Here is a 22,720-nt window from a genome sequence, read left to right as displayed (position 1 = left end):
TGCCGCGGCCCGGACGGGGCCGCGGCGGAGGAAGGGAAGAGGGGGACGTCAGCTGCCTGGAGGCGGGGGCGGGGCGCGCAGGGGGTGCCCGTCCGCCGGCCGCGGGCGGACGGACGGGGGGACGGCCGCCGGCGGGGCCGGGACTCCCGGCGGCACGGCACCGGCCGGTCGCCGGGGGGCGGGACCGGCCGGGGCCGGCGGGGCGGGGAGGTCGCCGTGGACGCGGGCCGCGGCCGTGCGGACGGCGGGCGGCGCGTCGTCGGCGACGGGCGTGCCGGCGGCCGGCACGGGCATGGCGGTCGCCGGCACGGGCATGGCGGCGCCGTTCGGGGCGTGCGGGCGGGGGCCGTCGTACGCCACGGCGGGTGCCGCCGGGACGAGGAAGGCGGTGAGGACGACGAGGAGCGCGGTGAGCAGGGCGGATGCCGTCGCCGTCGGGCGGGGGCCGCCGCGGGGGACGGGGCGCGCGGAGCGTGTCATGTGCCGTCCTCCCTCCTTCACTTCGCCCCTTCTTCTCCGTCTCCTCGCTCTCGCTCGGTTCAGGGCTCGATGAGGCCCGCCCGGATGGCGTACCGGGTGAGTTCCAGCCGGTCGCGCATGCCGAGCTTGCTGAGGAGGTTCGCCCGGTGGCGGTGGACGGTCTTGATGCTGATGAACAGCGTCTCCGCGATCTCCTTGGAGGTGTTGCCCTCCGCCACGAGCTTGAGGACCTCCTCCTCGCGCGCGGTCAGCACCCGTTGCGGGGGCTCCTCTCCGTGGCGGACGCGGTCGAGGTAGTTGCGCACGAGGGCGGTGACCGCGCCGGGGTAGAGGAAGGGTTCGTCGCGCACGGCGGCCCGGCAGGCGGCGACCAGGTCGCGGTCGGCCACGGACTTGAGGACGTATCCGCCGGCCCCGGCCTTCAGCGCCTGGAAGAAGTACTGCTCGTTGTCGTGCATGGTCAGCATCAGGATGCGCAGGCCCGGCTTCAGCGCGGCGAGTTCACGGGCCGCCTGGAGGCCGGTCATCCGGGGCATGGCGATGTCCAGCACGGCCAGGTCGATGTCGTGGGCCCGCGCCAGGGCGATGGCCTCGGCGCCGTCCCCGGCCTCGGCGACGACCTCGAGGTCGGGTTCACGGTCGAGGATCAGGCGTACTCCGCGCCGTACCAGGGCGTGGTCGTCGGCGAGGAGGATGCGGATCGGGGAGGGGACGGCCGGGGTCGGGACGGTCGGGGTCGTCATGGCACCTTCTTCTCGGCGGGCACGGTCAGCCGGACCTGGGTGCCGGCCGGCTGGGAGACGATGTCCAGGGTGGCCCCCACGAGCAGCGCGCGCTCACGCATCCCCCGGATGCCGGCGCCCTCGTGCGCGATGCCGGTTCCGTGGCCGTCGTCGGCGACGGCCAGCAGCAGCGCGCCGTCCGTGCGGGACAGGCTCACCTCGACCCGGCCGGCCCCGGCGTGGCGGGCCGCGTTGGTCAGGCTCTCCTGGACGACCCGGTACAGCACCAGTTCCGTCTGCGGGTCGAGGGCCGGCAGGTCCGTGTCGAACCGGCGCAGGACGCGCAGTCCGGTGTGGGCGGCGAACTCGGTGGTGAGCGAGGTCAGGGCGCTGACCAGGCCGAGGTCGTCCAGCACCCCGGGGCGCAGCCGGCGTACCAGGCGGCGTACCTCGTCCAGGCTTCCCCGGGTGATCTCCTGGGCCTGCTGGAGTTCGCCGCGCAGGGGCTCGTCCGCCTCGTCCGCCGCCCGCTTCAGCGACAGCAGGATCGCGGTCATCGTCTGCCCCACCTCGTCGTGGAGTTCCTGGGCGATGCGGCGCCGTTCGGCCTCCTGCGCGACCAGCACCCGGCCGCTGCTCGCCGCCCGCTCGCTCTCCAGCCGGTCGAGCATGGCGTTGAAGGTCCGGATGAGGTCGGCGACCTCGCGCATGCCGTACGCGGGCAGCCGCTGGCCGGGGCGCAGCAGGTCCACCGTGGTCATCAGGCGGGTGAGCCGGTCGAGAGGGGCCAGCGCGAGCCGCAGCAGGGCCGCGTTGGCGACCAGCATGACCAGCATGCCGCCGACCAGGATCACGGCCTCGGTCAGCAGGACCGGCACGGAGACGGTGACCGGAGCCCACAGCAGCAGCCCGGTGGCCGTGCCCAGCACCACCGCGTTCAGCCCGAAGATCCGCCAGAACAGGGACATCGGGATCGCGCCTTTCGCAGGGATCACGGGGATCACGGGGATGACGGGGGTCGCAGGAATCGTAGGGACACGCTTCGTACGGGGTCGGTCGTGGTCGGTCCGGCCGGCGGGGTCGGTCCGGCCGGCGGGGTCGGTCCCGTCGGCGGGGTCGGTCCCGTCGGCGGGGTCGGGCTCACCGCGCCCGCTCACCCGCGCGCGGGGGACGCGGGACGCGGACCGGCCGCCCCCCGACCAGCGTGCGCGCTGTGCGCCGCCGCGTCGATGGGCTCTGATGCCCATTTCCCGGTGCGCGCGCCCGCCGGAGCGGTGTCCCCGGGGGCAGCGCGTGCGGCGGCGGATGGGTACTGCGCCCGATAGGCAGGACGCGGCCCGTCGGCGACGGTGGAGGGGGAGCGGCGACGGCCACCGGACCGCTCCCCCGCCGAGCCATCCGAGCCGGCTGAGCCACCCCAGCCATCCCAGTCACCCCAGTCACCCGAGGAAGAGGTCCCGCCATGTCGTCGCTCGACACCCCCCCGACCGAGAGCCGTCCGGAGCGTCTGACGGCGCACGAGGCCCGTCAGCGTCTCGAGCACGAGCGCGATGCGCGGCTGGCCCAGCTGCGGGCCCTCGACGAGGCCGGGCAGGAGGTGACGGACCAGGTGACGTCCGCGCAGAAGGACGCCGTCCGGCGCGTGCTCACCGAGATCGAGGCGGCTTTCGCGCGCGTCCGGGACGGCAGTTACGGCACCTGCGCGGGCTGTTCCCGGCCCGTCCCCGCCGAACGCCTGGAGATCCTGCCGTACACGCGGTTCTGCGTCCCCTGCCGGCGTCACGGCGCCTGACCCCGAGCCTCCGTTTTCCTGTCGTGCCCTGACCGAGGGGGAAGTCGTGAACCACCGGACCATCGGTGAGCGGGCCCCGGCCCCGTCCGAGGGGGCCCGTCCGGAGAAGGCCCTGCCCGAGCGGAGCTCCCCCGCGGCGGGGCCCGCCGCGGGGGAGCTCTCCGTGGAGGACCTCGCCGCGCTCCGCGAGAACCTGCACGAGCAGTTGCTGTTCCGCCGGGAACAGATCCAGCAGCTCACGTCCGCCGCCTCGTCGCCCGTCCCCGGTGACGGGACGGGCGACGGGCCGGGCGAGCTGCGAACTCCCTCCCAGGTCGAGGTCGGGGTCCAGCTCGCCGCCTCCGCCCGCATGGTCCTCGCCGACGTGGAGGCGGCGCTGCGCCGCATGGACGAGGGCCGCTACGGCTCCTGTTGCCTGTGCCGGCGGCCCGTCGCCCGCGAGTTGCTGGCGATCGTGCCGCAGGCCCGCCACTGTGCCCGTTGCCGCCAGCTCAGGGAGGCGGGCCGGTGATCCCCGCGGTCCGCCGCGGCTCCGGCCGCCACCGGCCGTGGCCGCTGTGCCGACGGTGCTACGGCCTCGCCCTGGACGTGGGCGGCGCCCGCACGCGGGTCTGGACGTCCGACCGGGGCACGATCCTCGACGTCCCCACCGCGACGGCCTCCGGGACCTGCTCCGGCTCCGGCTCCGGCTCCGGCTCCGGCTCGGGGACCACGGCCGGTCCGGGGACCGTGACCGGCTCCGGGGCCGGGGACCCGGTCCGGCGGAGCGTCGTCGACAGTGCCGGTACGGCACGGTTGCTCGACAGGCTGTTCGGCGACCGCGAGCCGGGGGCCGGTGGCCGCGAGCCCGGGGCCGGCGGCCGCGGCCGCCCCCTGGTCATCGTGAGCGCACCCGTCCTGGGCGGCGTCGCCCACCGGGACCGGGTCCGCGCCGCCGTCGAGGTGCTGCGCCCGCGTGCCGTGCTCACCGTCCCCGCGGCGCGTGCCGTCGCCGTGGCCGCGCGGGCCGACCTGTCCCGGCCGCTGCTCGTCGTGGACCTCGGTGCCCGTCTCACGGAGGTCGTCCTGCTGGCGGACGGGGCGGTGGTCGACGCCCGCGGCATCGCGCTGGGGACGGGGGACGTGGACGGCGGCGTGCCGGGCACGCGGGGCGGCGTCCCGGACCGCGTCCCGCCGGGCACGCTCGGGGGCGACGGCACCGTCCCGCCGGCCGCCCCGCAGACGGACCTCCTCGTCGACGCCGTCACCGTCATGGTGACCGCGATGCTGGAGGAGGACCGCACGCCGCGGACGTTCGACGCCCTGCGGCGCGGTGTCCTGCTGGCCGGCGGGGGCGCGTCGCGCCCGGAGATCCCCTACCGGCTGACCGGCCGCCTGCACGCCCCGGTCCGCGCGGTGCCCGCCCCGCGCACCGCTGCCGTACGGGGCGCCGCGGAACTCCTGCGGGCCGCGCACGCCCACCCCTCGGCCACCGGCGTCGCGGGGGCCGGGGTGCCCCGGCCCCGCTGACGGCGGGCCCGCCGGTCGGTCCACCGGCCGGCGGGCCGGCCGGTGACGTCAGCCCGCGGTCAGCGTGACGTCCTCCGCGTCCGCCGCGTGGAGGTGCGGCAGCGGCAGGCCGCCCGTCGGGCGCAGTTCCATCAGGGTGGCCTCGACGCGGGCCGCGCCGGGCTCGACCGGGTCCGGTCCGGGCTTGCCCGTGTTCACCCAGCGGTGCGCGACGCCGTCGCAGACGGCACGGGTGCCGCCGATGCCGTACCGGGTGGCCGCGTCCCCGCGGGCGACGGAGGAGCCGACGAAGACGGGCCCGGAGCTGCTGACGCAGCGGTAGGTGCCGGTGAGGGTGACGGTGCCGTCGGCGGCGATCCGGCCGACCCGGTCGACGGTGACGCTCTCGGACGGGTCGGCGGCCGCGGTCACCGCGGGCGCGGCCGACAGGAGCAGGGCGGCGCCGGCGGCCGCGGTGAGGACGGGGCGCAGGGCGGAGCTCAGGACGGGTCGCGGGGCGGAGCGGGGGGCGGGACGGGGCGGCATGGAAGACCTCCTGGTAGGGGATTCCACTGGTACCCGGAGGCCGGGGCCGCGGCCGTGACCGTCACCCCTTCGGTGGCGAGTCCGCACCGTGCGTCGGCGAACGGTCCGCGGGTCGTCCCGGTGCTGTCACACTCCCCGGCGGGCTCTGGCGGCGCCGGCCCGGGCGGGCGCACGCTCGGTTCGACGGGGCCCACCGCCCGGTGGCCCCACCGACGTGGAGGTGCGCCATGTGTACCCACCGGACAACGAGCCCCGCGGCCGACCCCGCGCACGTCGTCGCGGCCCACCCCGAGCAGGGCTGGACCCTGCTGTGCGACGGCACGATCGTCTTCGACGACTCCGGAGAGCTGCTGCCCGACGGCCGCGTCGTGGCCCCGCACCGCGTGCCGGCCGAACGGCTCGCCGTCGCCGCCTGATCAGTCCCCGAGGACGGCGAACCCGTCCAGCTCGACGAGGGCCTCCTCGTCCCACAGCCGCACGATCCCGACGACCGCCATGGCCGGATAGTCCCGGCCCGCCGCGTCCCTCCACACGCGCCCGAGTTCGGGTGCGCAGGCCCGGTACGCGGCGACGTCCGTGACGTACACGGTGACGCGCGCGAGGTCCGCCGGGGTGCCGCCGGCCGCCGCGAGGGCGGTCAGGAGGTTGGCCAGGGCGCGGGCGAACTGGTCGGGCAGCGAGTCCCCGACCACCTTCCCGCCGGCGTCCAGCGCGGTCTGGCCGGCCAGGAACACCACGCGGGAGCCGGTCGCGACGACCGCGTGCGAGAAGCCGGCGGGCGGTGACAGCTCCGGCGGGTTGACGCGCTCGGCGCTCACCGCACGCCCTCCGGTCCCGTCCGCGACGGCCCGCCCTCGTCCGCCCCCGCCCCCGCCTCCGGCTCCGGCTCCGGCTCCGGCTCCGGCCGCACGTGGCCGCGCCCCGCGCGGTCCACACCCGTGCGGTCCGCCTCCCCGCGGTCCATCCCCTCGCGGTCCATCCCCTCGCGGTCCGCACCCTCGCGGTCCACCCCCGCGTACAGCTCCCTCGCGATGATGGCGCGTTGCACCTCGCTGGCCCCCTCGTAGATCCGTGGTGCCCGCACCTCGCGGTACAGGTGTTCCAGCAGGTGGCCGCGGCGCAGGGCGCGGGCCCCGTGGAGCTGGACGGCCGTGTCGACGACGTACTGCGCGGTCTCGGTGGCGAGGAGTTTCGCCATGGCGGCGCGGCGGGGCACGTCCGGTGCGCCGGTGTCGTACGCGGTGGCGGCGGCGTACACCATCAGGCGGGCCGCCTCCGTGCGCAGGGACATCTCGGCGACCTGGTGGGCGACCGTCTGGAGGTCCCTCAGCTTGCCGCCGAAGGCGTCCCGGCGCGCGGTGTGGGCCAGGGTGGCGTCGAGGGCGGCCTGGGCCATGCCGACGGCGAAGGCGCCGACGCTGGGCCGGAAGAGGTCGAGGGTGGACATGGCCACGCGGAAGCCGCGGTCCGGTTCGCCGAGCAGGTCGGCCCCGGTGACCGGGACGGCGTCGAGGCGGAGGGCGCCGACGGGGTGCGGGGAGAGCATGTCGAGGGCGGTGCCGGTGAGGCCGGGCCGGTCGGCGGGGAGCAGGAACGCGGTGACGCCGCGGGCGCCCGCTCCCGGTGTCGTACGGGCGAAGACGGTGTAGAAGTCGGCTTCGGGGGCGTTGGAGATCCAGCGTTTCTCGCCGGTCAGGCGCCAGCCGCCGGGGCCGTCGGGTTCCGCGGCGAGGGAGAGCGCGGCCGCGTCCGAGCCCGCCCCGGGCTCGCTGAGCGCGAAGGCGGCCGCGGCGCTGCCGTCGGCGACGCGGGGCAGCCAGCGCTCCCGCTGGTCGCGGCTGCCGTGGGCGTGGACGGGGTGCGCGCCGAGGCCCTGGAGGGCGAGGGCGGTCTCCGCCTCGGTGCAGGCCCGGGCGAGGGACTCGCGCATCAGGCAGAGGTCGAGGGCGCCGGAGGTGAACAGGCGGGTGAGCAGGCCCAGCCGGCCGAGTTCGGCGAGGAGGGGGCGGTTGATCCGGCCGGGTTCGCCCTCCTCCGCGAGCGGGCGCAGCCGGTCGGCGGCCAGGGCGCGCAGTTCGGCGCACCAGCCGGTCCGTGCGGGTTCGAGCGAGAACGCGGGCATCGTCGCCCCTCTCCACCGGTGGCCCTGCCTCTGCCACCCCCACGGTATCGCGAACCGTTGACTGCCGTCACCGACGCGATACGCTCGGTGCGCGAGCCCACCATCACGCCCGCCACGGCGCCCCGGGGCGCCCACCAAGGCAAGGGGGCGACCCGCCATGCACGCCTCGGCCCACGTCGACACCTTCGCGCGCGACCACCTCCCGCCGCCCGGCCAGTGGCCCGGGCTGCACTTCGACCTGCCGGAGCTGCGCTACCCCGCACGGCTGAACGCCGCCGCCGAGCTGCTCGGCGGCGGCACCCCGGAGCGGCCGGTGTTCCGCACCCCGGCGGGACCGCCCTGGACGTACGGGGAGCTGCGCGCCCGCGTCGACCGGCTGGCGCACGTCCTCACCGGCGAGCTGGGCGTCGTCCCGGGCAACCGGGTGCTGCTGCGCGGGCCGACCACGCCGTGGCTGGCGGCCTGCTGGCTGGCGGTGCTGAAGGCGGGCGCGATCGCGGTCACCGTGCTGGCGCAGCAGCGCCCGCGCGAGCTGCGCACGATGTGCGCGATCGCCCGGGTGGGGCACGCCCTGTGCGACGTCCGGTCCGTCGGCGACCTCGCCGGGGCGGGGATACCGGGACTGCGGATCGCGGTGTACGGCGGTGACGCCCCCGACGACCTGCTGAACCGGCGGGCGGACGCCGGCCCGTTCCCGGCCCTGGACACCGCCGCCGACGACGTGGCGCTGATCGCCTTCACCTCGGGCACCACCGGCCGGCCCAAGGGCTGCCTGCACTTCCACCGGGACGTGCTGGCGATCGCCGACACCTTCTCCCGGCACGTGCTGGCGCCGCGCGCCGACGACGTGTTCGCGGGCAGTCCCCCGCTCGGTTTCACCTTCGGCCTCGGCGGCCTGCTGGTCTTCCCGATGCGGGCCGGCGCGAGCGCCCTGCTGCTCGAACAGGCGGGTCCGCGGCAGCTGTTGGCGGCGATCGCCGCGCACCGGGTGTCCGTGCTGTTCACCGCGCCCACCGCCTACCGGGCGATGCTCGGCGGCCTCGACGGGCACGACGTGTCGTCGCTGCGCCGCTGCGTGTCCGCCGGCGAGAACCTGCCGGAGGCGACCTGGCGGGCCTGGCACGAGCGGACCGGGCTGCGCCTGATCAACGGGATCGGGGCCACCGAGCTGCTGCACGTCTTCCTCTCCGCGGCCGACGAGCGGATCCGGCCGGGCACCACGGGCGTGCCGGTGCCGGGCTGGCGGGCGCGGGTGCAGGACGGGAACGGCGACCCCGTCCCCGACGGCCGGCCCGGGCTGCTCGCCGTGCGCGGCCCGGTGGGCTGCCGCTACCTCGCCGACCCGCGGCAGCGGGAGTACGTGCGCGACGGGTGGAACGTCACCGGCGACACCTACGTCCGCGAGGCGGACGGCTACTTCCGGTACGTGGCCCGCGCCGACGACATGATCGTCTCCGCCGGGTACAACATCGCGGGCCCCGAGGTGGAGGACGCGCTGCTGCGGCACCCCGACGTCGTCGAGGCGGCGGTCGTCGGGCGGCCCGACGAGGCGCGCGGCCGGGTGGTGGTGGCGTTCGCCGTCCTGCGGCCCGGGGCGCGCCCGGACGCGGAGGCGCTGCGGGCCTTCCTCAAGGCGGAGCTGGCGCCGTACAAGTGTCCGCGCGAGATCCTGTTCCTGGACGCGCTGCCGCGCACCGCGACCGGCAAACTCCAGCGCTTCCTGCTGCGCGCCCGCGGTGACACCGGCGTTGACACCGATGGTGACCAGCAGTGATGCCGACGACCTAAGATGATCAACGTGTCCGACCAGCCCGCCCCCCGGTCCCTCATCGTCACGCTCTACGGCGCGTACGGCCGCTTCGCGCCGGGCCCGGTGCCCGTCGCCGAGCTGATCCGGCTGCTCGCCGCGGTCGGCGTCGACGCGCCCTCCGTGCGCTCCTCGGTGTCCCGGCTGAAACGACGCGGCCTGCTGCTGCCCGCCCGCACCGCGCAGGGCGCCGCCGGATACGAACTGTCGCCGGAGGCACGGCAGTTGCTGGAGGACGGCGACCGGCGCATCTACGCCACCGCGCCGCCCGAGGACGAGGGCTGGGTGCTGGCGGTGTTCTCGGTGCCGGAGTCGGAGCGGCAGAAGCGGCACGTGCTGCGGTCCCGGCTGGCCGGTCTCGGTTTCGGCACGGCCGCCCCAGGCGTGTGGATCGCCCCGGCCCGGCTGTACGAGGAGACCCGGCACGCCCTGGAACGGCTGCGCCTGGACGGCTACGTGGACTTCTTCCGCGGCGAGCACCTCGGTTTCGCGCCGACCGTCGAGGCCGTCGGCCGCTGGTGGGACCTGGCGGCCGTCGCCGAGGAGCACGAGGCGTTCCTCGACCGCCACGCGCGCGTGCTGCGGGCCTGGGAGCGGCGCGAGGACACCCCGGCGGAGGAGGCGTACCGCGACTACCTGCTCGCCCTGGACACCTGGCGCCACCTGCCCTACGCCGACCCCGGCCTGCCCGCCGCGCTGCTGCCCGACGACTGGCCGGGAACGCGCTCGGCGGCGGTGTTCCGGGCGCTGCACGAACGGCTGCGGGACGCGGGCGCCGCCTTCACGGGCCTGCTCCCCGACGCCTGAGCCGCTCCCGGCCTCAGCTCTCCAGCGTCAGACGCTGCTTGGGGGCGTCGGCGCGGCCGGTCCGCGGCGGCCTGCTGCCCGCCCGGTACGGCGCCGGCCAGACGGCGCCCGGCCCGTCGTAGCCCTGTTCGGCGGCCGCGTGCAGGGTCCAGTGCGGGTCGTACAGGTGCGGGCGGGCCAGCGCGCACAGGTCCGCGCGCCCGGCCAGCAGCAGTGAGTTGACGTCGTCCCAGGAGGAGATGGCGCCGACCGCGATCACCGGGACCCGCGCCTCGTGCCGGATCCGGTCCGCGAACGGCGTCTGGTACGACCTGCCGTACTCCGGCTCCTCGTCGGCGACGACCTGCCCGGTGGAGACGTCGATCGCGTCGGCCCCGTGCGCGGCGAAGGCGCGGGCGATCTCCACGGCGTCCTCGGCCGTGGTCCCGCCGTCGGCCCAGTCGGTCGCGGAGATCCGTACGGTCATGGGCCGCTCCTCCGGCCACACGGCCCGTACGGCGTCGAAGACCTCCAGCGGGAACCGCAGCCGGCGTTCGAGCGGGCCGCCGTAGGCGTCGGTGCGCCGGTTGGTCAGCGGGGAGAGGAATCCGGACAGCAGGTAGCCGTGGGCGCAGTGCAGTTCGAGGAGGTCGAACCCGGCCCGCGCGGCCCGCCCGGCCGCCGCCGCGAACTGGTGCCGCAGGTCGGTGAGTCGGGCCCGGCCGAGTTCCCGGGGGACCTGGCTGCCCGGCTTGTACGGCAGCGGGGAGGCGGCCACGAGCGGCCAGTTGCCGTCCGGCAGGGGCTCGTCCATGCCCTCCCACATCAGCCGGGTCGAGCCCTTGCGCCCGGAGTGGCCGAGCTGCACGCCGATCGCGGTGCCCGGCGCCCGCTCGTGCACGAAGCGGGTGATCCGCCGCCACGCCTCGGCCTGCCGGCCGGTGTAGAGGCCGGCGCAGCCGGGCGTGATGCGCCCCTCTGGCGACACGCACACCATCTCCGTCATGACCAGGCCGGCCCCGCCGAGGGCGCGGGCGCCGAGGTGCACGAGGTGCAGGTCGCCGGGGACGCCGTCGGCCGCGGAGTACAGGTCCATCGGGGAGACGACGACCCGGTTGCGCAGGGTCAGGCCGCGCAGCCGCAGCGGCGTGAACATCGGCGGGGTGCCGGGCGGGCAGCCGAACTCCCGCTCCACGCCGCCGGTGAAGCGCGCGTCGCGCAGCCGCAGGTTGTCGTGGGTGACGCGGCGGCTGCGGGTGAGCAGGTTGAAGGCGAACCGGCGCGGCGGCTGGTCGACGTACAGGGCGAGGTTCTCGAACCATTCCAGGCTGGCGCGGGCGGCCCGCTGGGTGGAGGCGACGACCGGCTTGCGCTCCTCCTCGTAGGCGGTCAGCGCCGCGCGCAGGTCGGGCTGTTCCTCCAGGCAGGCCGTCAGCGCCAGGGCGTCCTCGACGGCGAGCTTGGTGCCGGAGCCGACGGAGAAGTGGGCGGTGTGGGCGGCGTCGCCCAGCAGCACCACGTTGCCGTGGGACCAGCGTTCGTTGACCACCGTGCGGAACGTGGTCCACGCCGGGTCGTCCGACCGCAGCGGCCTGCCGCCGAGCGCGTCCGCGAAGATCTCGGCGCAGCGTTCGACGGACTCCCGCGGGGGGACCCGGTCGAACCCGGCCGCGCGCCACACCTCCTCGCGCATCTCGACGATGACGGTGGAGGCTCCGGACCGGTCCGGCGTCCCGGCGGGCCCCGTCGAGGGGTGGGGGCCGGGCGACGGGTGGGCGTAGGGGTAGCCGTGCAGTTGCATCACGCCGTGCTCGGTCTCGGCGATCTCGAACCGGAAGGCGTCGAAGGCGAAGTCGGTGGCGAGCCAGAGGTAGCGGCAGCGGTGGGTGGTGACCTGGGGGCGGAACACCCGGGCGTAGGTCTCCCGGGTGGCGCTGTGCACGCCGTCGGCGGCGACGACCAGGTCGTGGGTCCGCGCGAGGCGCTCCACGGGCGGCGCCTCGGTGTGCGGGCGCAGGTCGACGCCGAGGTCGTGGCAGCGGGTGTGCAGGATCTCCAGGAGGTGCTTGCGGGCCAGGGCGGCGAAGCCGTGGCCCTCGCAGGTGTGGCGCGTTCCGCGGTGGACGACGTCCACGTCGTTCCAGCGGACGAAGTTCCGCCGGAGGGCGTCGTGGACGGCGGGGTCGGCGTGCTCGATGCCGCCGAGGGTCTCGTCGGAGAGGACCACGCCGAAGCCGAAGGTGCGGTCGAAGGGGGTGCGTTCCCAGAGGGTGACCCGGCGGTCGGGGGCGCGGCGTTTCAGCAGGGCGGCGGTGTAGAGGCCGCCCGGTCCGCCGCCGACGACCGCGACGCGTGCGGGGCGGGCGGGCCCGCCGTGCGCGGGCCCGCCGTGCGCGGGCCTGTCGTGCGCGGGGCGGGCCGTCGTGCCGGGTGGCGTGCCCGGGGCCGGCATGTTCAGCGCCCCTGCCATTTCGGCGGCCTCTTCTCGGTGAACGCCGCGTGGAACTCCGCGTAGTCCTCGCCGTTCATCAGGAGGGCCTGGGTCGCCGCGTCCAGTTCCACCGCCGCCGCCAGCGGCATGTCGAGTTCGGCCGTCAGCAGGGCCTTGGTCTGGGCGTACGCCAGTGCCGGGCCGTCGGCCAGGCGGCGGGCGAGGCGGTGGGCGGCCTCGTCGGCACGGGCTTCCCGCGCCAGTTCGCTGATGAGGCCGATCCGTTCCGCCTCGGCGGCGCGGACCGGTTCGCCGAGCATGAGCAGGCGGGTCGCGTGGCCGAGGCCGACGACGCGGGGCAGGAGGTAGGCGGCGCCCATGTCGCCGCCGGAGAGGCCGACGCGGGTGAAGAGGAACGCGAAGCGGGCGCTGGGGTCGGCGACGCGGAAGTCCGCGGCCAGGGCCAGCACCGCGCCCGCTCCGGCGGCCACCCCGTGCACGGCGGCGATCACCGGGAACGGGCACTCCCGCACCGCCCGGACGACCTGGCCGGTCATCCGGTTGAAGTCGAGGAGCTGGGCGGTGTCCAGGGCGAGGGTGGCGCCGATGATCTCCTCGACGTCCCCTCCGGAGCAGAAGCCGCGCCCCTCGCCGGCCAGCACCAGGGCGCGCACGGAGCGCTCCCTGGACAGCTCGGCGAGCAGGTCGCGCAGGTCGGCGTAGGCGCCGAAGGTGAGCGCGTTGAGCTTCTCGGGGCGGGCGAGGGTGACGGTGGCGACGCCGTCGGCGCGGGTGACGCGCAGGTGGCGCCAGTCGGAGGTGCGGGCGGCGGAGCCGGTGAAGGGACTCATGAGGGCGGCCTCCTCGACGGGTGGTCACCCTCGAAGTTATCACCTGTACGTGACTGTCGTCAGGAGTGCGCGATAAGACGGGCGGGGCGAGACCGGGCGCGGGACGGGCGGGCACGGGACGGGACGGGTGCGTGCGGCGTGCGCGTATGGCGTGTGCGACGGGCCTGTCACGGCGCGGGGCGTCCGCGTCACAGGCGTCACCGGCCCTCGACAACGCGGTAACAACGGGACCGGTGGGGCGCCCGGGGCCGTCGGGACGGGTAGGCCGACCCGTGACGGGACGGACGGTCCCGTACGGCGACCGGCCCGGGCCCCCGGCGGAGGCCGCCGTACCATTCCTCGAGCCGAAAGCAGGATCGCCTGATGCCGTACCCAGGGACCTGCGCCACGAACGGACCAGCCGTGCACGAACGCCCCTCCCCCGCCGCGTCCTGGCGCGTCGCGCTGCCGCACTCCGCCGCGGCCGTGCCGGTCGCGCGTGCCCTGGTCCGCACGGCACTGGCGGAGCTGGAACACGGGGCGGACGGCGACACGGCGGAGCTGCTGACGGCCGAGCTGGTGGCGAACGCCGTGGAGCACACCGCCGGGGACGACCCGATAGAGCTGGTGGTGCGGCTGCTGCCGACCGGCTGCCAGGTCGAGGTGCACGACGCCGACCCCGCGCCGCCCGGCGACCTGACCCGTCCGGCCGCCGGCCGGGAGCCCGACCCGTGGCAGGAGCACGGGCGCGGGCTGCTGCTGATCCGCGCGCTCAGCTCGTCCTGCGGGCACCGGCCGACGGAGACCGGCAAGGCGGTGTGGTTCCGGCTGGCCGCCGTCCCGCCGCAGGGACGCCCGCGCCCGGTGTGAGCGGCACCCCGCGGCGCGGCGGCGCCGCCGCGGGCCCGAAGCCGGCACCGTCGCGGACCCGAGACCGGCCTCACCGCGGACCCGAGGCCGGCCTCACCGCGGACCCGAGGCCGGCCTCACCGCGGACCTACCGGGCCAGCGTCGCCACCAGGACGGCCTTGATGGTGTGCAGCCGGTTCTCGGCCTCGTCGAAGACGACCGAGTGCGCGGACTCGAAGACCTCGTCGGTCACCTCCAGCGAGTCCAGGCCGTGCCGGTCGTGGATCTCGCGGCCGACCTCGGTGCCGAGGTCGTGGAAGGCGGGCAGGCAGTGCAGGAACTTGACGTCCGGGTTGCCGGTGGCGCGCAGGACGTCCATGGTCACGGCGTACGGGGCGAGGGCCGTGATCCGCTCGTCCCAGACCTCCTTGGGCTCCCCCATGGAGACCCACACGTCGGTGGCCACGAAGTCGGCGCCGCGCACGCCCTCGGCGAGCGACTCGGTGAGGGTGACGCGCGCGCCGGCGGCCCCGGCCAGTTCGCGGGCGCGGTCGACGACCTCCTGGGCGGGCCAGTAGGACCTGGGGGCGACGATCCGCACGTCCATGCCGAGCAGGGCGCCGGTGACCAGGTAGGAGTTGCCCATGTTGAAGCGGGCGTCGCCGAGGTAGGCGAGGGTGATCTCGTGCAGCGGCTTGCCGGTGTGCTCGGTCATGGTGAGCACGTCGGCGAGCATCTGGGTGGGGTGCCAGTCGTCGGTGAGACCGTTGTAGACGGGCACGCCGGCGTGCCCGGCCAGCTCCTCGACCTTGGCCTGGCTGTCGCCGCGGTACTGGATGGCGTCGTACATCCGGCCGAGCACGCGCGCGGTGTCCTTCACGGACTCCTTGTGGCCGATCTGCGAGCCGCTCGGGTCGAGGTACGTGGTGGAGGCGCCCTGGTCGGCGGCGGCGACCTCGAACGCGCAGCGGGTGCGCGTGGAGGTCTTCTCGAAGATCAGGGCGATGTTCCTGCCGACGAGGTGCCGCGTCTCGGTCCCGGCCTTCTTGGCGGCCTTCAGCTCGGCGGCCAGCTCGATCAGCCCGTGGAACTCCTCCCGGGTGAGATCCAGCTCCTTGAGGAGGTGGCGGCCGGCGAGGGCGGTCGGGACTGTCGCCATGGGGGCGCTCCAGAGGTGCGGTGAACAGGTGCCGCGGCAGGGGCGCTGCCGCGTTCATTGACGGTCTCAATGACAGGAGCTTGGAAGTCTATACGAGACTCTACATTTGTATGCATCCCCGTCTCGCTCCCCGAACACCCTCGCCGGAACCCCCTCCACCCCACCGCCCCCACTAGACCGGCCCCCGCTCCACCGGGCAGCTCATGCAGCGCGGCCCGCCCCTCCCCCGCCCCAGCTCGCTGCCCGGGATCTCCACGACCTCGATGCCCTGCTTGCGCAGATGGGTGTTGGTGGTGGCGTTGCGCTCGTAGGCGACGACGACGCCCGGCTCGACGGCCAGGACGTTGCAGCCGTCGTCCCACTGCTCGCGCTCGGCGGCGTGCACGTCCTGGGTGGCGGTGAGGACGCGGATCTCGCCGAGGCCGAGGGCGGTGGCGATCGCGCGGTGCATGTGCTCCGGCGGGTGGTCGGTGACCTGGAGCTCCTTCTCCCCGACGCCGGGCTCGATGGTGTACGAGCGGAGCATGCCGAGGCCGGCGTACTGGGTGAAGGTGTCGCCGTCGACCATCGTCATCACGGTGTCGAGGTGCATGAACGCGCGCCGCTTCGGCATGTCGAGGGCGACGATCGTGGTGGCCGAGCCCGCCGCGAACAGCTTGTGGGCGAGCATCTCGACGGCCTGGGGGGTGGTGCGCTCGCTCATGCCGATGAGGACGGCGCCGTTGCCGATGACGAGGACGTCCCCGCCCTCGATGGTGGAGGGGTAGTCGGCCTGACCCTCGGACCAGAGGTGGAACTCCTCGGGGCGGAAGAGGGGGTGGTGGCGGTAGATCGCCTCGAAGTGCACCGTCTCGCGCTGCCGGGCGGGCCAGCGCATGGCGTTGATGGAGACGCCGTCGTAGATCCAGGCGGAGGTGTCGCGGGTGAAGAGGTGGTTGGGGAGGGGGCCGAGGAGGAAGTCGTCGAGTTCCATCGCGTGGAAGCGCACGGAGGTCGGTTCGGGGTGCGCGTCGAGGAACTCCCTCTTGGTCATGCCGCCGACGAGGGCCTCCGCCAGCTCGGGCGCGGGCAGGTTCTCGAAGGCCGCGCGGAGGTGGTCGGTGGCGAGCACCCCGTACTCCTTCTCGTCGAAGACCCGGTCGAGGACGAGCGTTCGGGCCGCCGGGATCTCCAGGGCCTCGGTGAGCAGGTCGCCGAAGAGGTGGACCTCGACGCCGCGGTCGCGCAGCACGTCCGCGAAGCCGTCGTGCTCGGCGCGCGCCCGCCGCACCCAGAGCACGTCGTCGAAGAGGAGGGCGTCCTTGTTGCTGGGGGTGAGCCTTTTGAGCTCGAGATCGGGCCGGTGCAGGATGACGCGGCGCAGCCGCCCGGCCTCGGAGTCGACGTGGAATCCCATGCCTCCATCCTGACCACCGGGGCCCGCCTTCATCCTCCCCCGCCCCCGCCCGATTCCGCACCGGCTTGTTCTCGTCCTCTTGACGACAAATGGATCTCCCGCTTATCGTCTTCATGACGAAAACAATCCGACCGAGGGGGATCCCGTGGCCGACATCACCCGGCGCCTGGGCTGGCGCCATCTGCGGGGCGCCCCGACGGCGCACATCCGCCACCACCGCTCCGGCACGCTCGTGCACGACGGTCCCGGGCTCAGCTTCTGGTTCCGTCCGCTGACCGCCGCGCTCTCCGAAGTCCCGGTGGACGACCGCGAACTGGCCATGACCTTCCACGCCCGTACGGCCGACTTCCAGGACGTGGCCGTCCAGGCGACCGTGACCTACCGGGTCGGCGACCCGGCGCTGGCCGCCGCCCGCCTCGACTTCTCGATCGACCCCGACACCGGGGCCTGGCGCGGCTCCCCCCTGGAACAGCTCGGCACCCTGCTGACCGAGACGGCCCAGCAGCACGCGCTGGACGTGCTCGCCCGCACGCCGCTGTCGGCGGCGCTCGTCGACGGGGTGACGGCGGTGCGCGAGCGGGTCGCGGCCGGGCTCGCGGCGGAGCCGCGGCTGCCCGCCACCGGCATCGAGATCGTCGCGGTGCGCGTGGTGGCGCTGCGGCCGGAGCCCGAGGTGGAGCGGGCGCTGCGCACCCCGGCGCGCGAGCAGATCCAGCAGGAGGCCGACCGGGCGACGTACGAGCGGCGGGCGGTGGCCGTCGAGCGGGAGCGCGCGATCGCCGAGAACGAACTCGCCAGCCGGATCGAACTCGCCCGGCGCGAGGAGCAGTTGGTCGACCAGCGCGGCACCAACGCGCGCCGCGAGGCGGAGGAGAACGCGGCGGCGGACAAGGTGCGCGCCGAGGCGGAGGCGACCCGCCTGGTCCGGCTGGCGGAGGCCGAGGCGGCCCGTGCGGTGGCCCTCGGCGACGCGGAGGCGACCCGGTCGCTGCGGCTCGCCCGCGCGGAGGCTGAGGCGGCGCGCGAGGTGGGCGAGGCGCGGGCACAGGCCCAGGCGGCCTGGCTCCGGGTGCACGCGGACGTCGACGTCGCCACCCTGCACGCCCTCACCGGCACCCGGCTCGCGGAGAACCTGCCGCACATCGACAGCCTGACCGTCTCGCCCGACGTGCTGACCGGGCTGCTGGCCAGGCTGGGGGCGTCGCGGTGAGTCTCGCCCCGCGGGCCGTGCTGGTCCACCGCACCACGGAGTACGAGGAGCTGGTGGCCCGGCACGGCACGCACGGCCAGGCCGCCTTCTTCCTCTCCTCGCGGGGCCGGGACATCGAGGAGGTCGCCGAACGCCACCGCGCCACCCGGCACGCGCTGGCCCGGGTGACGGCGGCGATCCCCCTGACCTGGCGGCAGAGCCGGGTCGAACGGCGGGACCTGGACCGTTTCCTGTTCGCGCCCGAGGACGTGGTGGTCGTGGTCGGCCAGGACGGGCTGGTGGCGAACGTCGCCAAGTACCTCGCGGGCCAGCCGGTCGTGGGCATCGACACCGACCCCGGCCGCAACCCGGGCGTCCTGGTCCGCCACCGGCCCGCCGACGCGGAGGAGCTGCTGGCGGCCGGCACCGGGGACGTCGAGGAACTGACCATGGTGGAGGCCGTCGCCGACGACACCCAACGGCTGGTGGCCCTGAACGAGATCTACCTCGGCGCGGCAGGCCACCAGACCGCCCGGTACCGCCTGGGCCTCGACGGCGACGGGGGTGTCGCCGAGGCCCAGGCCTCCTCCGGGGTGCTGGTCGGCACCGGCACGGGGGCCACCGGCTGGATCGGCTCGGTCCGGCAGGAGCGCGGCGGCGACGGGCCGCGCCCGCCGGGCCCCTCCGAACGGCGGCTGCTGTGGTTCGTCCGCGAGGCCTGGCCGTCCCCGGCCACCGGGACCTCCCTGGTCGCGGGTGAACTCACCGCGGACAGCCGGCTGACGCTGACCGTGGAGTCCGAACGGCTGGTCGCCTTCGGCGACGGCGTCGAGAGCGACGCGGTCGAACTGACCTGGGGGCAGCGGGTGACGGTGGGCGTGTGCGGGGAGCGGCTGCGGCTGGTGCGCTGACACCGCGCTTCACCGCCGCACCGCACCGCCGCACCTCACAGCCGCCGCCCGCCGCGCCCGCGCCTCACCACCGCCGTCCGCCGCGCCCGCGCCTCACAGCCGCGGGTCCACCGGCTCCGACTCCAGGGCCAGCACGCCGAAGACCGCCTCGTGCACGCGCCACAGGGGTTCGCCCTCCGCCAGCCGGTCCAGGGCCTCCAGGCCGAGGGCGTACTCGCGGATCGCCAGGGAGCGCTTGTGGTTCAGGAAGCGCTGCCGCAGCCGGGCGAGGTTGTCGGGGCGGGTGTACTCCGGACCGTAGATGATCCGCAGGTACTCGCGTCCCCGGCACTTGACGCCCGGCTGGACCAGGCGGCCCGCGGGGCCGCGCACCAGTGCCTCCAGCGGCTTGACGACCATGCCCTCACCCCCGCGCCCCGTCATCTCCAGCCACCAGTCGACGCCGGCCCGCACCGACCCGGGGTCCGCCGTGTCGACGTACAGGCGGCGGGTCGTCCGCAGCAGACCGGTGCCGTCGTGCTCCACCAGCCGGTCCAGCAGGGCGAGTTGTCCGTCGTGGGGCAGGGCGGCGAGGCTGCGGCCCTGGACGGCGAGGATCTGGAACGGTGCCAGCCGGACGCCGTCCAGGCCGTCCGTGGTCCAGCAGTAGCGGCGGTACGCCTCCGTGAACGCGGCCGCGTCCGCAGCGCGTTCGCGCTGCCGGGACAGCAGGTCCCCGACGTCGACCCCGCGTGCGGCCGCGCCCTCCAGGGCGGCCAGGACGCCCGGGAGGACGGCGCCGGAGGCGGCGCCGACCGCCGCGTACTGCGAGCGCAGCAGCCCGGCCGCCTTCAGCGACCACGGCATCAGTTCCGCGTCCAGCAGCAGCCAGTCCGTGTCGAGTTCGTCCCACAGGCCCGCCTCGCCGACCGCCGTGCGGACCCGGTCGAGGATCTGCCCGGTGACCGACTCGTCGTCGAAGAACGGGCGCCCGGTGCGGGTGTAGAGCGAGCCCGCGGGGCCTCCCGTCACGCCGAAGCGCCGGCGCGCCGTCTCCGCGTCCCGGCACACCAGGACCACCGCCCGCGAGCCCATGTGCTTCTCCTCGCACACGACCCGCGCCACCCCGTCCTCGGCGTACTGCGCGAACGCCTCCGCCGGGTGCTCCAGGTACCCCTCGACGCGGCTGGTCGGCGTCGGCGCCATGGTGGGCGGCAGGTACGGCAGCAGGCGGGGGTCGACGGCGAACCGGCTCATGACCTCCAGGGCCGCCGCCGCGTTCTCCTCGCGCACGGACACCCGTCCCGCGTGCCGGGTCTCGACCACCCGCCGGCCGTGCACGTCCCTCAGGTCCAGCGGACGCCCGTCGTGCCCGCCCGGTGCCTCGGCCCGCAACGGCTTCACCGGCTCGTACCAGACCCGCTCGGCCGGTACGTCGACCAGTTCCCGCTCCGGCCAGCGCAGCGCGGTCAGCTTGCCGCCGAACACGGCGCCGGTGTCCAGGCAGATGGTGTTGTTGAGCCAGCTCGCCTCCGGGACCGGGGTGTGGCCGTAGACGACCGCGGCCCGGCCCCGGTAGTCCTCCGCCCACGGGTAGCGCACCGGCAGGCCGAACTCGTCGGTCTCGCCGGTGGTCTCGCCGTACAGGGCGTGCGAGCGGACCCGGCCCGAGGTGCGGCCGTGGTACTTCTCGGGCAGGCCGGCGTGGCAGACCACCAGCCGTCCGCCGTCGAGGACGTAGTGGCTGACGAGCCCGTCGAGGAACTCCCGCACCTCGGCGCGGAACTCCTCGCTCTCGCGCTCCATCTGCTCGATGGTCTCGGCGAGGCCGTGCGTGGGCTGGACCTTGCGGCCGCGCAGGTGGCGGCCGTACTTGTTCTCGTGGTTGCCGGGCACGCACAGCGCGTTGCCCGACCTGACCATCGCCATCACGCGGCGCAGCACGCCGGGGCTGTCGGGGCCGCGGTCGACGAGGTCGCCCACGAAGACGGCCTGCCGGCCCTCCGGGTGCACGCCGTCGACATAGCCCAGTTTGCCGAGCAGGGTCTCCAGTTCGGCGGCGCAGCCGTGGATGTCGCCGACGATGTCGAAGGGGCCGGTGAGGTGGGTCAGGTCGTTGAAGCGCTTCTCGGTGACGACGGTGGCGTTCTCGACGTCCGCCACGCCCCGCAGGACGTGGACCTTGCGGAAGCCCTCGCGCTCCAGGTGCCGCAGCGAGCGGCGCAGTTCACGGGTGTGCCGCTGGACGACCCGGCGGGGCATGTCGGCGCGGTCGGAGCGGGTCGCGTTGCGTTCGGCGCACACCTCCTCCGGCACGTCCAGCACGATCGCGATGGGCAGCACGTCGTACTGCCGGGCCAGTTCGATCAGTTGGCGCCGGGAGTCCTGCTGCACGCTGGTCGCGTCGACGACCGTGCGCCGGCCCGCCGCGAGGCGCTTGCCGGCGATGTGGTGCAGGACGTCGAAGGCGTCCCGCGAGGCGCTCTGGTCGTTCTCGTCGTCGGCGACCAGGCCGCGGCAGAAGTCGGAGGAGAGGACCTCGGTGGGCTTGAAGTGCCGCCGGGCGAAGGTGGACTTGCCCGACCCGGACGCGCCGATGAGCACGACGAGGGAGAGGTCGGTGACGGGCAGGACGCGGCCCTGCCCGGTGGTCGCGCCTGTCGCGCCTGTCGCGTGTGCCGCGGATGCCGCGGGTGTGCCGGTCATGCCGCCTTCGCCTCCTTCTCGTTCGTGGTCCGCAGGGTGAACACGGCCATCTGGGTCGGCGGTCCGACCTCGGGGTCCTCCGGTCCGACGGGCGCGAACTCCACGTCGTAGCCGTGCCGTTCGGCCACCTGGCCGGCCCAGGCGCGGAACTCCCCGCGGGTCCACTCGAAGCGGTGGTCGCCGTGCCGGACGTGGCCGGCCGGGAGGGTCTCCCAGCGGACGTTGTACTCGACGTTCGGGGTGGTCACGAGGACCGTGCGGGGGCGGGCCGAGCCGAACACCGCGTACTCCAGGGCGGGCAGCCGCGGCAGGTCGAGGTGCTCGACGACCTCGCTGAGCACGGCCGCGTCGTAACCCTTGAGCCGGGTGTCGGTGTAGGCGAGCGAGCCCTGCAGGAGCTTCACGCGGGAGGCCTGCCGCTCGCCCATCCGGTCCAGCTTCAGCCGCCGCGAGGCGATGGTCAGCGCCCGCATCGACACGTCGACGCCGACGATCTCCGTGAACCGCGGGTCCTTCAGCAGCGCCTGCACCAACTGGCCCTGGCCGCAGCCGAGGTCGAGGACGCGGGCGGCGCCGGACTCGCCCAGCGCGGCGATGATCGCGTCCCGCCGCAGCACGGCGAGCGGGGTCGGCTTCTCCTCGGTCTCCGCCTCCGCCCCGACCGCGTTGTCGATCTCCTCGACCGCGGTGTCGTCGGTCTCGGCGAGCCGCACCAGTTCCAGGCGCTCCGTCGCCTGCCGGGTCAGCGACCAGCGGCGCGACAGGTAGCGGCTGGTGATGAGCTTCTGCTCGGGGTGGCCGGGCAGCCAGCCCTCCCCGGCGCGCAGCAGCTTGTCGACCTCGTCGGGGGACACCCAGTAGTGCTTGGCGTCGTCGAGGACGGGCAGCAGGACGTACAGGTGCCGCAGGGCCTCGGCGAGGGTCAGCGCCTCGGACTCCAGCACGAGACGCACGTACCGCGAGTCGCCCCAGTCGGGGAACTCCACGTCGAGCGGGACCGGTTCGGCGGCCACCGTCCAGCCGAGCGGCTCGAAGAGGCGCCGCACGAGGCCGGAGCCGCCGCGCGCGGGCAGCGCGGGCACCTCGACGCGCAACGGGCGTGGCTGCGACGGCAGTTCGGGCTTCGCCGCGCACACGCCCCGCATGGCGCTGGAGAAGACGCCGCTCAGCGCGACGGCGAGCAGCGAGGAGGCCGCGTACGGGCGGTCGTTGACGTACTGGGCGAGCGCCGCGTCGGGGGCGCCGCCGCGGCCCTTGCCCCTGCCCCGGCGGACCAGCGCCACGGCGTCCACCTCCAGCAGCAGCGCCGCCGTGCAGCGTCCGGCGTCCGCCTCGGGGTAGACGACGTGCGCCATACCGTAGGACAACTTGGTTGAGAACGAGTTGTCAGGATGCTTGTGGAGGAGAAACCCCAGGTCAGTAGCCGGGTGCTGCTCGTCGCCAGTAGTCGAGATCGTCAGGAACACGTGTCCGAGTATGGGTGTCCGTGGGCCCACGGCGGTACTGGATTACCTGGGGACAACAGAG

At 75.2% G+C, this 22,720-nt stretch carries 21 protein-coding genes; 9 read left to right on the top strand and 12 right to left on the bottom strand.

What is annotated here, in order from left to right; translation table 11 throughout:
• Positions 1-48 precede the first annotated feature (48 nt).
• From ACF09K_RS27725 to ACF09K_RS27715, 3 genes are read right to left on the bottom strand one after another with little or no spacing between them, the layout of a single operon-like run.
• Positions 49-480 carry a hypothetical protein gene (locus ACF09K_RS27725; RefSeq protein WP_392247757.1) on the bottom strand — a complete coding sequence of 144 codons (432 nt, stop codon included), beginning with the start codon at positions 478-480 and terminating at the stop codon, positions 49-51.
• Positions 481-539: 59 nt separating this feature from the next.
• The gene (locus ACF09K_RS27720; RefSeq protein ID WP_392247755.1) at positions 540-1,223 is read right to left on the bottom strand and encodes a response regulator; all 684 of its coding nucleotides are present in this window, start codon (positions 1,221-1,223) and stop codon (positions 540-542) included.
• Positions 1,220-2,170, bottom strand: a complete 951-nt coding sequence (locus ACF09K_RS27715) for a HAMP domain-containing sensor histidine kinase (RefSeq protein ID WP_392247813.1) — start codon at positions 2,168-2,170, stop codon at positions 1,220-1,222. The genes ACF09K_RS27720 and ACF09K_RS27715 overlap by 4 nt, the downstream gene beginning before the upstream one ends.
• Before the next feature lie 494 nt (positions 2,171-2,664).
• Between ACF09K_RS27715 and ACF09K_RS27710 the strand changes: the two genes are divergently transcribed.
• The 3 genes from ACF09K_RS27710 (at position 2,665) to ACF09K_RS27700 (ending at position 4,503) form a co-directional block, all read left to right on the top strand.
• Complete coding sequence (locus ACF09K_RS27710) at positions 2,665-2,994, top strand: TraR/DksA family transcriptional regulator (RefSeq protein WP_392247753.1); 330 nt, start codon at positions 2,665-2,667, stop codon at positions 2,992-2,994.
• Between the two features lie 112 nt (positions 2,995-3,106).
• Positions 3,107-3,505 (top strand): TraR/DksA family transcriptional regulator, encoded by a 399-nt coding sequence (locus ACF09K_RS27705; protein ID WP_392247811.1) that lies wholly within the window; start codon positions 3,107-3,109, stop codon positions 3,503-3,505.
• Positions 3,502-4,503 (top strand): hypothetical protein, encoded by a 1,002-nt coding sequence (locus ACF09K_RS27700; protein WP_392247752.1) that lies wholly within the window; start codon positions 3,502-3,504, stop codon positions 4,501-4,503. The genes ACF09K_RS27705 and ACF09K_RS27700 overlap by 4 nt, the downstream gene beginning before the upstream one ends.
• 48 nt (positions 4,504-4,551) lie before the next feature.
• Here ACF09K_RS27700 and ACF09K_RS27695 read toward each other — a convergent pair whose 3' ends face one another.
• Positions 4,552-5,028: a DUF6299 family protein gene (locus tag ACF09K_RS27695; protein WP_392247750.1), complete on the bottom strand. Its 477-nt coding sequence runs from the start codon at positions 5,026-5,028 to the stop codon at positions 4,552-4,554.
• Positions 5,029-5,255: 227 nt separating this feature from the next.
• Between ACF09K_RS27695 and ACF09K_RS27690 the strand changes: the two genes are divergently transcribed.
• Positions 5,256-5,444 (top strand): DUF5999 family protein, encoded by a 189-nt coding sequence (locus tag ACF09K_RS27690; RefSeq protein ID WP_392247748.1) that lies wholly within the window; start codon positions 5,256-5,258, stop codon positions 5,442-5,444.
• Here ACF09K_RS27690 and ACF09K_RS27685 read toward each other — a convergent pair whose 3' ends face one another.
• Together ACF09K_RS27685 and ACF09K_RS27680 are read right to left on the bottom strand one after the other, a co-directional pair.
• Positions 5,445-5,846, bottom strand: a complete 402-nt coding sequence (locus ACF09K_RS27685; protein ID WP_392247747.1) for a RidA family protein — start codon at positions 5,844-5,846, stop codon at positions 5,445-5,447.
• Positions 5,843-7,150 (bottom strand): acyl-CoA dehydrogenase family protein, encoded by a 1,308-nt coding sequence (locus ACF09K_RS27680; protein WP_392247746.1) that lies wholly within the window; start codon positions 7,148-7,150, stop codon positions 5,843-5,845. Before ACF09K_RS27680 ends, ACF09K_RS27685 begins: the two co-directional genes overlap by 4 nt.
• A gap of 157 nt (positions 7,151-7,307) precedes the next feature.
• Between ACF09K_RS27680 and ACF09K_RS27675 the strand changes: the two genes are divergently transcribed.
• Both ACF09K_RS27675 and ACF09K_RS27670 read left to right on the top strand, forming a co-directional pair.
• Complete coding sequence (locus ACF09K_RS27675) at positions 7,308-8,924, top strand: AMP-binding protein (RefSeq protein WP_392247744.1); 1,617 nt, start codon at positions 7,308-7,310, stop codon at positions 8,922-8,924.
• Between the two features lie 15 nt (positions 8,925-8,939).
• Positions 8,940-9,764, top strand: a complete 825-nt coding sequence (locus ACF09K_RS27670) for a PaaX family transcriptional regulator C-terminal domain-containing protein (RefSeq protein WP_392247742.1) — start codon at positions 8,940-8,942, stop codon at positions 9,762-9,764.
• 13 nt (positions 9,765-9,777) lie between these two features.
• On the opposite strand, the gene ACF09K_RS27665 is transcribed toward ACF09K_RS27670, so the two are convergent.
• Together ACF09K_RS27665 and ACF09K_RS27660 are read right to left on the bottom strand one after the other, a co-directional pair.
• A complete protein-coding gene (locus ACF09K_RS27665; protein ID WP_392247740.1) occupies positions 9,778-12,213 on the bottom strand; it encodes a bifunctional salicylyl-CoA 5-hydroxylase/oxidoreductase in 2,436 nt (811 codons plus the stop codon).
• On the bottom strand, positions 12,198-13,025 hold the full coding sequence (locus ACF09K_RS27660; protein ID WP_392247738.1) for an enoyl-CoA hydratase family protein: 828 nt from the start codon (positions 13,023-13,025) through the stop codon (positions 12,198-12,200). Before ACF09K_RS27660 ends, ACF09K_RS27665 begins: the two co-directional genes overlap by 16 nt.
• Positions 13,026-13,388: 363 nt before the next feature.
• On the opposite strand from ACF09K_RS27660, the gene ACF09K_RS27655 reads away from it, so the two are divergent.
• A complete protein-coding gene (locus ACF09K_RS27655) occupies positions 13,389-13,874 on the top strand; it encodes an ATP-binding protein (protein ID WP_392247736.1) in 486 nt (161 codons plus the stop codon).
• A gap of 127 nt (positions 13,875-14,001) precedes the next feature.
• Here the strand turns inward: ACF09K_RS27655 and argF are convergent, their stop codons facing one another.
• Positions 14,002-15,012, bottom strand: coding sequence for an ornithine carbamoyltransferase (gene argF, locus ACF09K_RS27650; RefSeq protein ID WP_392247734.1), 1,011 nt, complete (start codon positions 15,010-15,012; stop codon positions 14,002-14,004).
• Positions 15,013-15,184: 172 nt separating this feature from the next.
• A complete protein-coding gene (locus ACF09K_RS27645) occupies positions 15,185-16,408 on the bottom strand; it encodes an arginine deiminase (protein WP_392247732.1) in 1,224 nt (407 codons plus the stop codon).
• A gap of 145 nt (positions 16,409-16,553) precedes the next feature.
• Between ACF09K_RS27645 and ACF09K_RS27640 the strand changes: the two genes are divergently transcribed.
• Positions 16,554-17,618 (top strand): SPFH domain-containing protein, encoded by a 1,065-nt coding sequence (locus ACF09K_RS27640; RefSeq protein WP_392247730.1) that lies wholly within the window; start codon positions 16,554-16,556, stop codon positions 17,616-17,618.
• Positions 17,615-18,508, top strand: a complete 894-nt coding sequence (locus tag ACF09K_RS27635) for a hypothetical protein (protein WP_392247728.1) — start codon at positions 17,615-17,617, stop codon at positions 18,506-18,508. The genes ACF09K_RS27640 and ACF09K_RS27635 overlap by 4 nt, the downstream gene beginning before the upstream one ends.
• A 93-nt stretch (positions 18,509-18,601) precedes the next feature.
• Here ACF09K_RS27635 and ACF09K_RS27630 read toward each other — a convergent pair whose 3' ends face one another.
• Together ACF09K_RS27630 and ACF09K_RS27625 are read right to left on the bottom strand one after the other, a co-directional pair.
• Positions 18,602-21,193, bottom strand: coding sequence for a polynucleotide kinase-phosphatase (locus tag ACF09K_RS27630; RefSeq protein WP_392247726.1), 2,592 nt, complete (start codon positions 21,191-21,193; stop codon positions 18,602-18,604).
• Entirely contained in the window at positions 21,190-22,659 is a 1,470-nt protein-coding gene (locus tag ACF09K_RS27625) for a 3' terminal RNA ribose 2'-O-methyltransferase Hen1 (protein WP_392247724.1), read from the bottom strand. Before ACF09K_RS27625 ends, ACF09K_RS27630 begins: the two co-directional genes overlap by 4 nt.
• Positions 22,660-22,720 lie beyond the last annotated feature (61 nt).

The sequence above is a fragment of the Streptomyces sp. NPDC014882 genome, assembly GCF_043081325.1.
In the GTDB taxonomy this organism is placed as follows: Bacteria; Actinomycetota; Actinomycetes; order Streptomycetales; family Streptomycetaceae; genus Streptomyces.
Note: the sequence above shows the minus strand (reverse complement) of the source record. Positions and strands in the feature narration are given on the sequence as shown.

Coding starts and splice junctions, on each gene's coding strand:
- ACF09K_RS27725 (WP_392247757.1), bottom strand. CDS start 480: ATGACACGCTCCGCGCGCCCCGTCCCCCGCGGCGGCCCCCGCCCGACG.
- ACF09K_RS27720 (WP_392247755.1), bottom strand. CDS start 1,223: ATGACGACCCCGACCGTCCCGACCCCGGCCGTCCCCTCCCCGATCCGC.
- ACF09K_RS27715 (WP_392247813.1), bottom strand. CDS start 2,170: ATGTCCCTGTTCTGGCGGATCTTCGGGCTGAACGCGGTGGTGCTGGGC.
- ACF09K_RS27710 (WP_392247753.1), top strand. CDS start 2,665: ATGTCGTCGCTCGACACCCCCCCGACCGAGAGCCGTCCGGAGCGTCTG.
- ACF09K_RS27695 (WP_392247750.1), bottom strand. CDS start 5,028: ATGCCGCCCCGTCCCGCCCCCCGCTCCGCCCCGCGACCCGTCCTGAGC.
- ACF09K_RS27690 (WP_392247748.1), top strand. CDS start 5,256: ATGTGTACCCACCGGACAACGAGCCCCGCGGCCGACCCCGCGCACGTC.
- ACF09K_RS27680 (WP_392247746.1), bottom strand. CDS start 7,150: ATGCCCGCGTTCTCGCTCGAACCCGCACGGACCGGCTGGTGCGCCGAA.
- ACF09K_RS27675 (WP_392247744.1), top strand. CDS start 7,308: ATGCACGCCTCGGCCCACGTCGACACCTTCGCGCGCGACCACCTCCCG.
- ACF09K_RS27670 (WP_392247742.1), top strand. CDS start 8,940: ATGATCAACGTGTCCGACCAGCCCGCCCCCCGGTCCCTCATCGTCACG.
- ACF09K_RS27665 (WP_392247740.1), bottom strand. CDS start 12,213: ATGGCAGGGGCGCTGAACATGCCGGCCCCGGGCACGCCACCCGGCACG.
- ACF09K_RS27660 (WP_392247738.1), bottom strand. CDS start 13,025: ATGAGTCCCTTCACCGGCTCCGCCGCCCGCACCTCCGACTGGCGCCAC.
- ACF09K_RS27655 (WP_392247736.1), top strand. CDS start 13,389: ATGCCGTACCCAGGGACCTGCGCCACGAACGGACCAGCCGTGCACGAA.
- argF (WP_392247734.1), bottom strand. CDS start 15,012: ATGGCGACAGTCCCGACCGCCCTCGCCGGCCGCCACCTCCTCAAGGAG.
- ACF09K_RS27645 (WP_392247732.1), bottom strand. CDS start 16,408: ATGGGATTCCACGTCGACTCCGAGGCCGGGCGGCTGCGCCGCGTCATC.
- ACF09K_RS27630 (WP_392247726.1), bottom strand. CDS start 21,193: ATGACCGGCACACCCGCGGCATCCGCGGCACACGCGACAGGCGCGACA.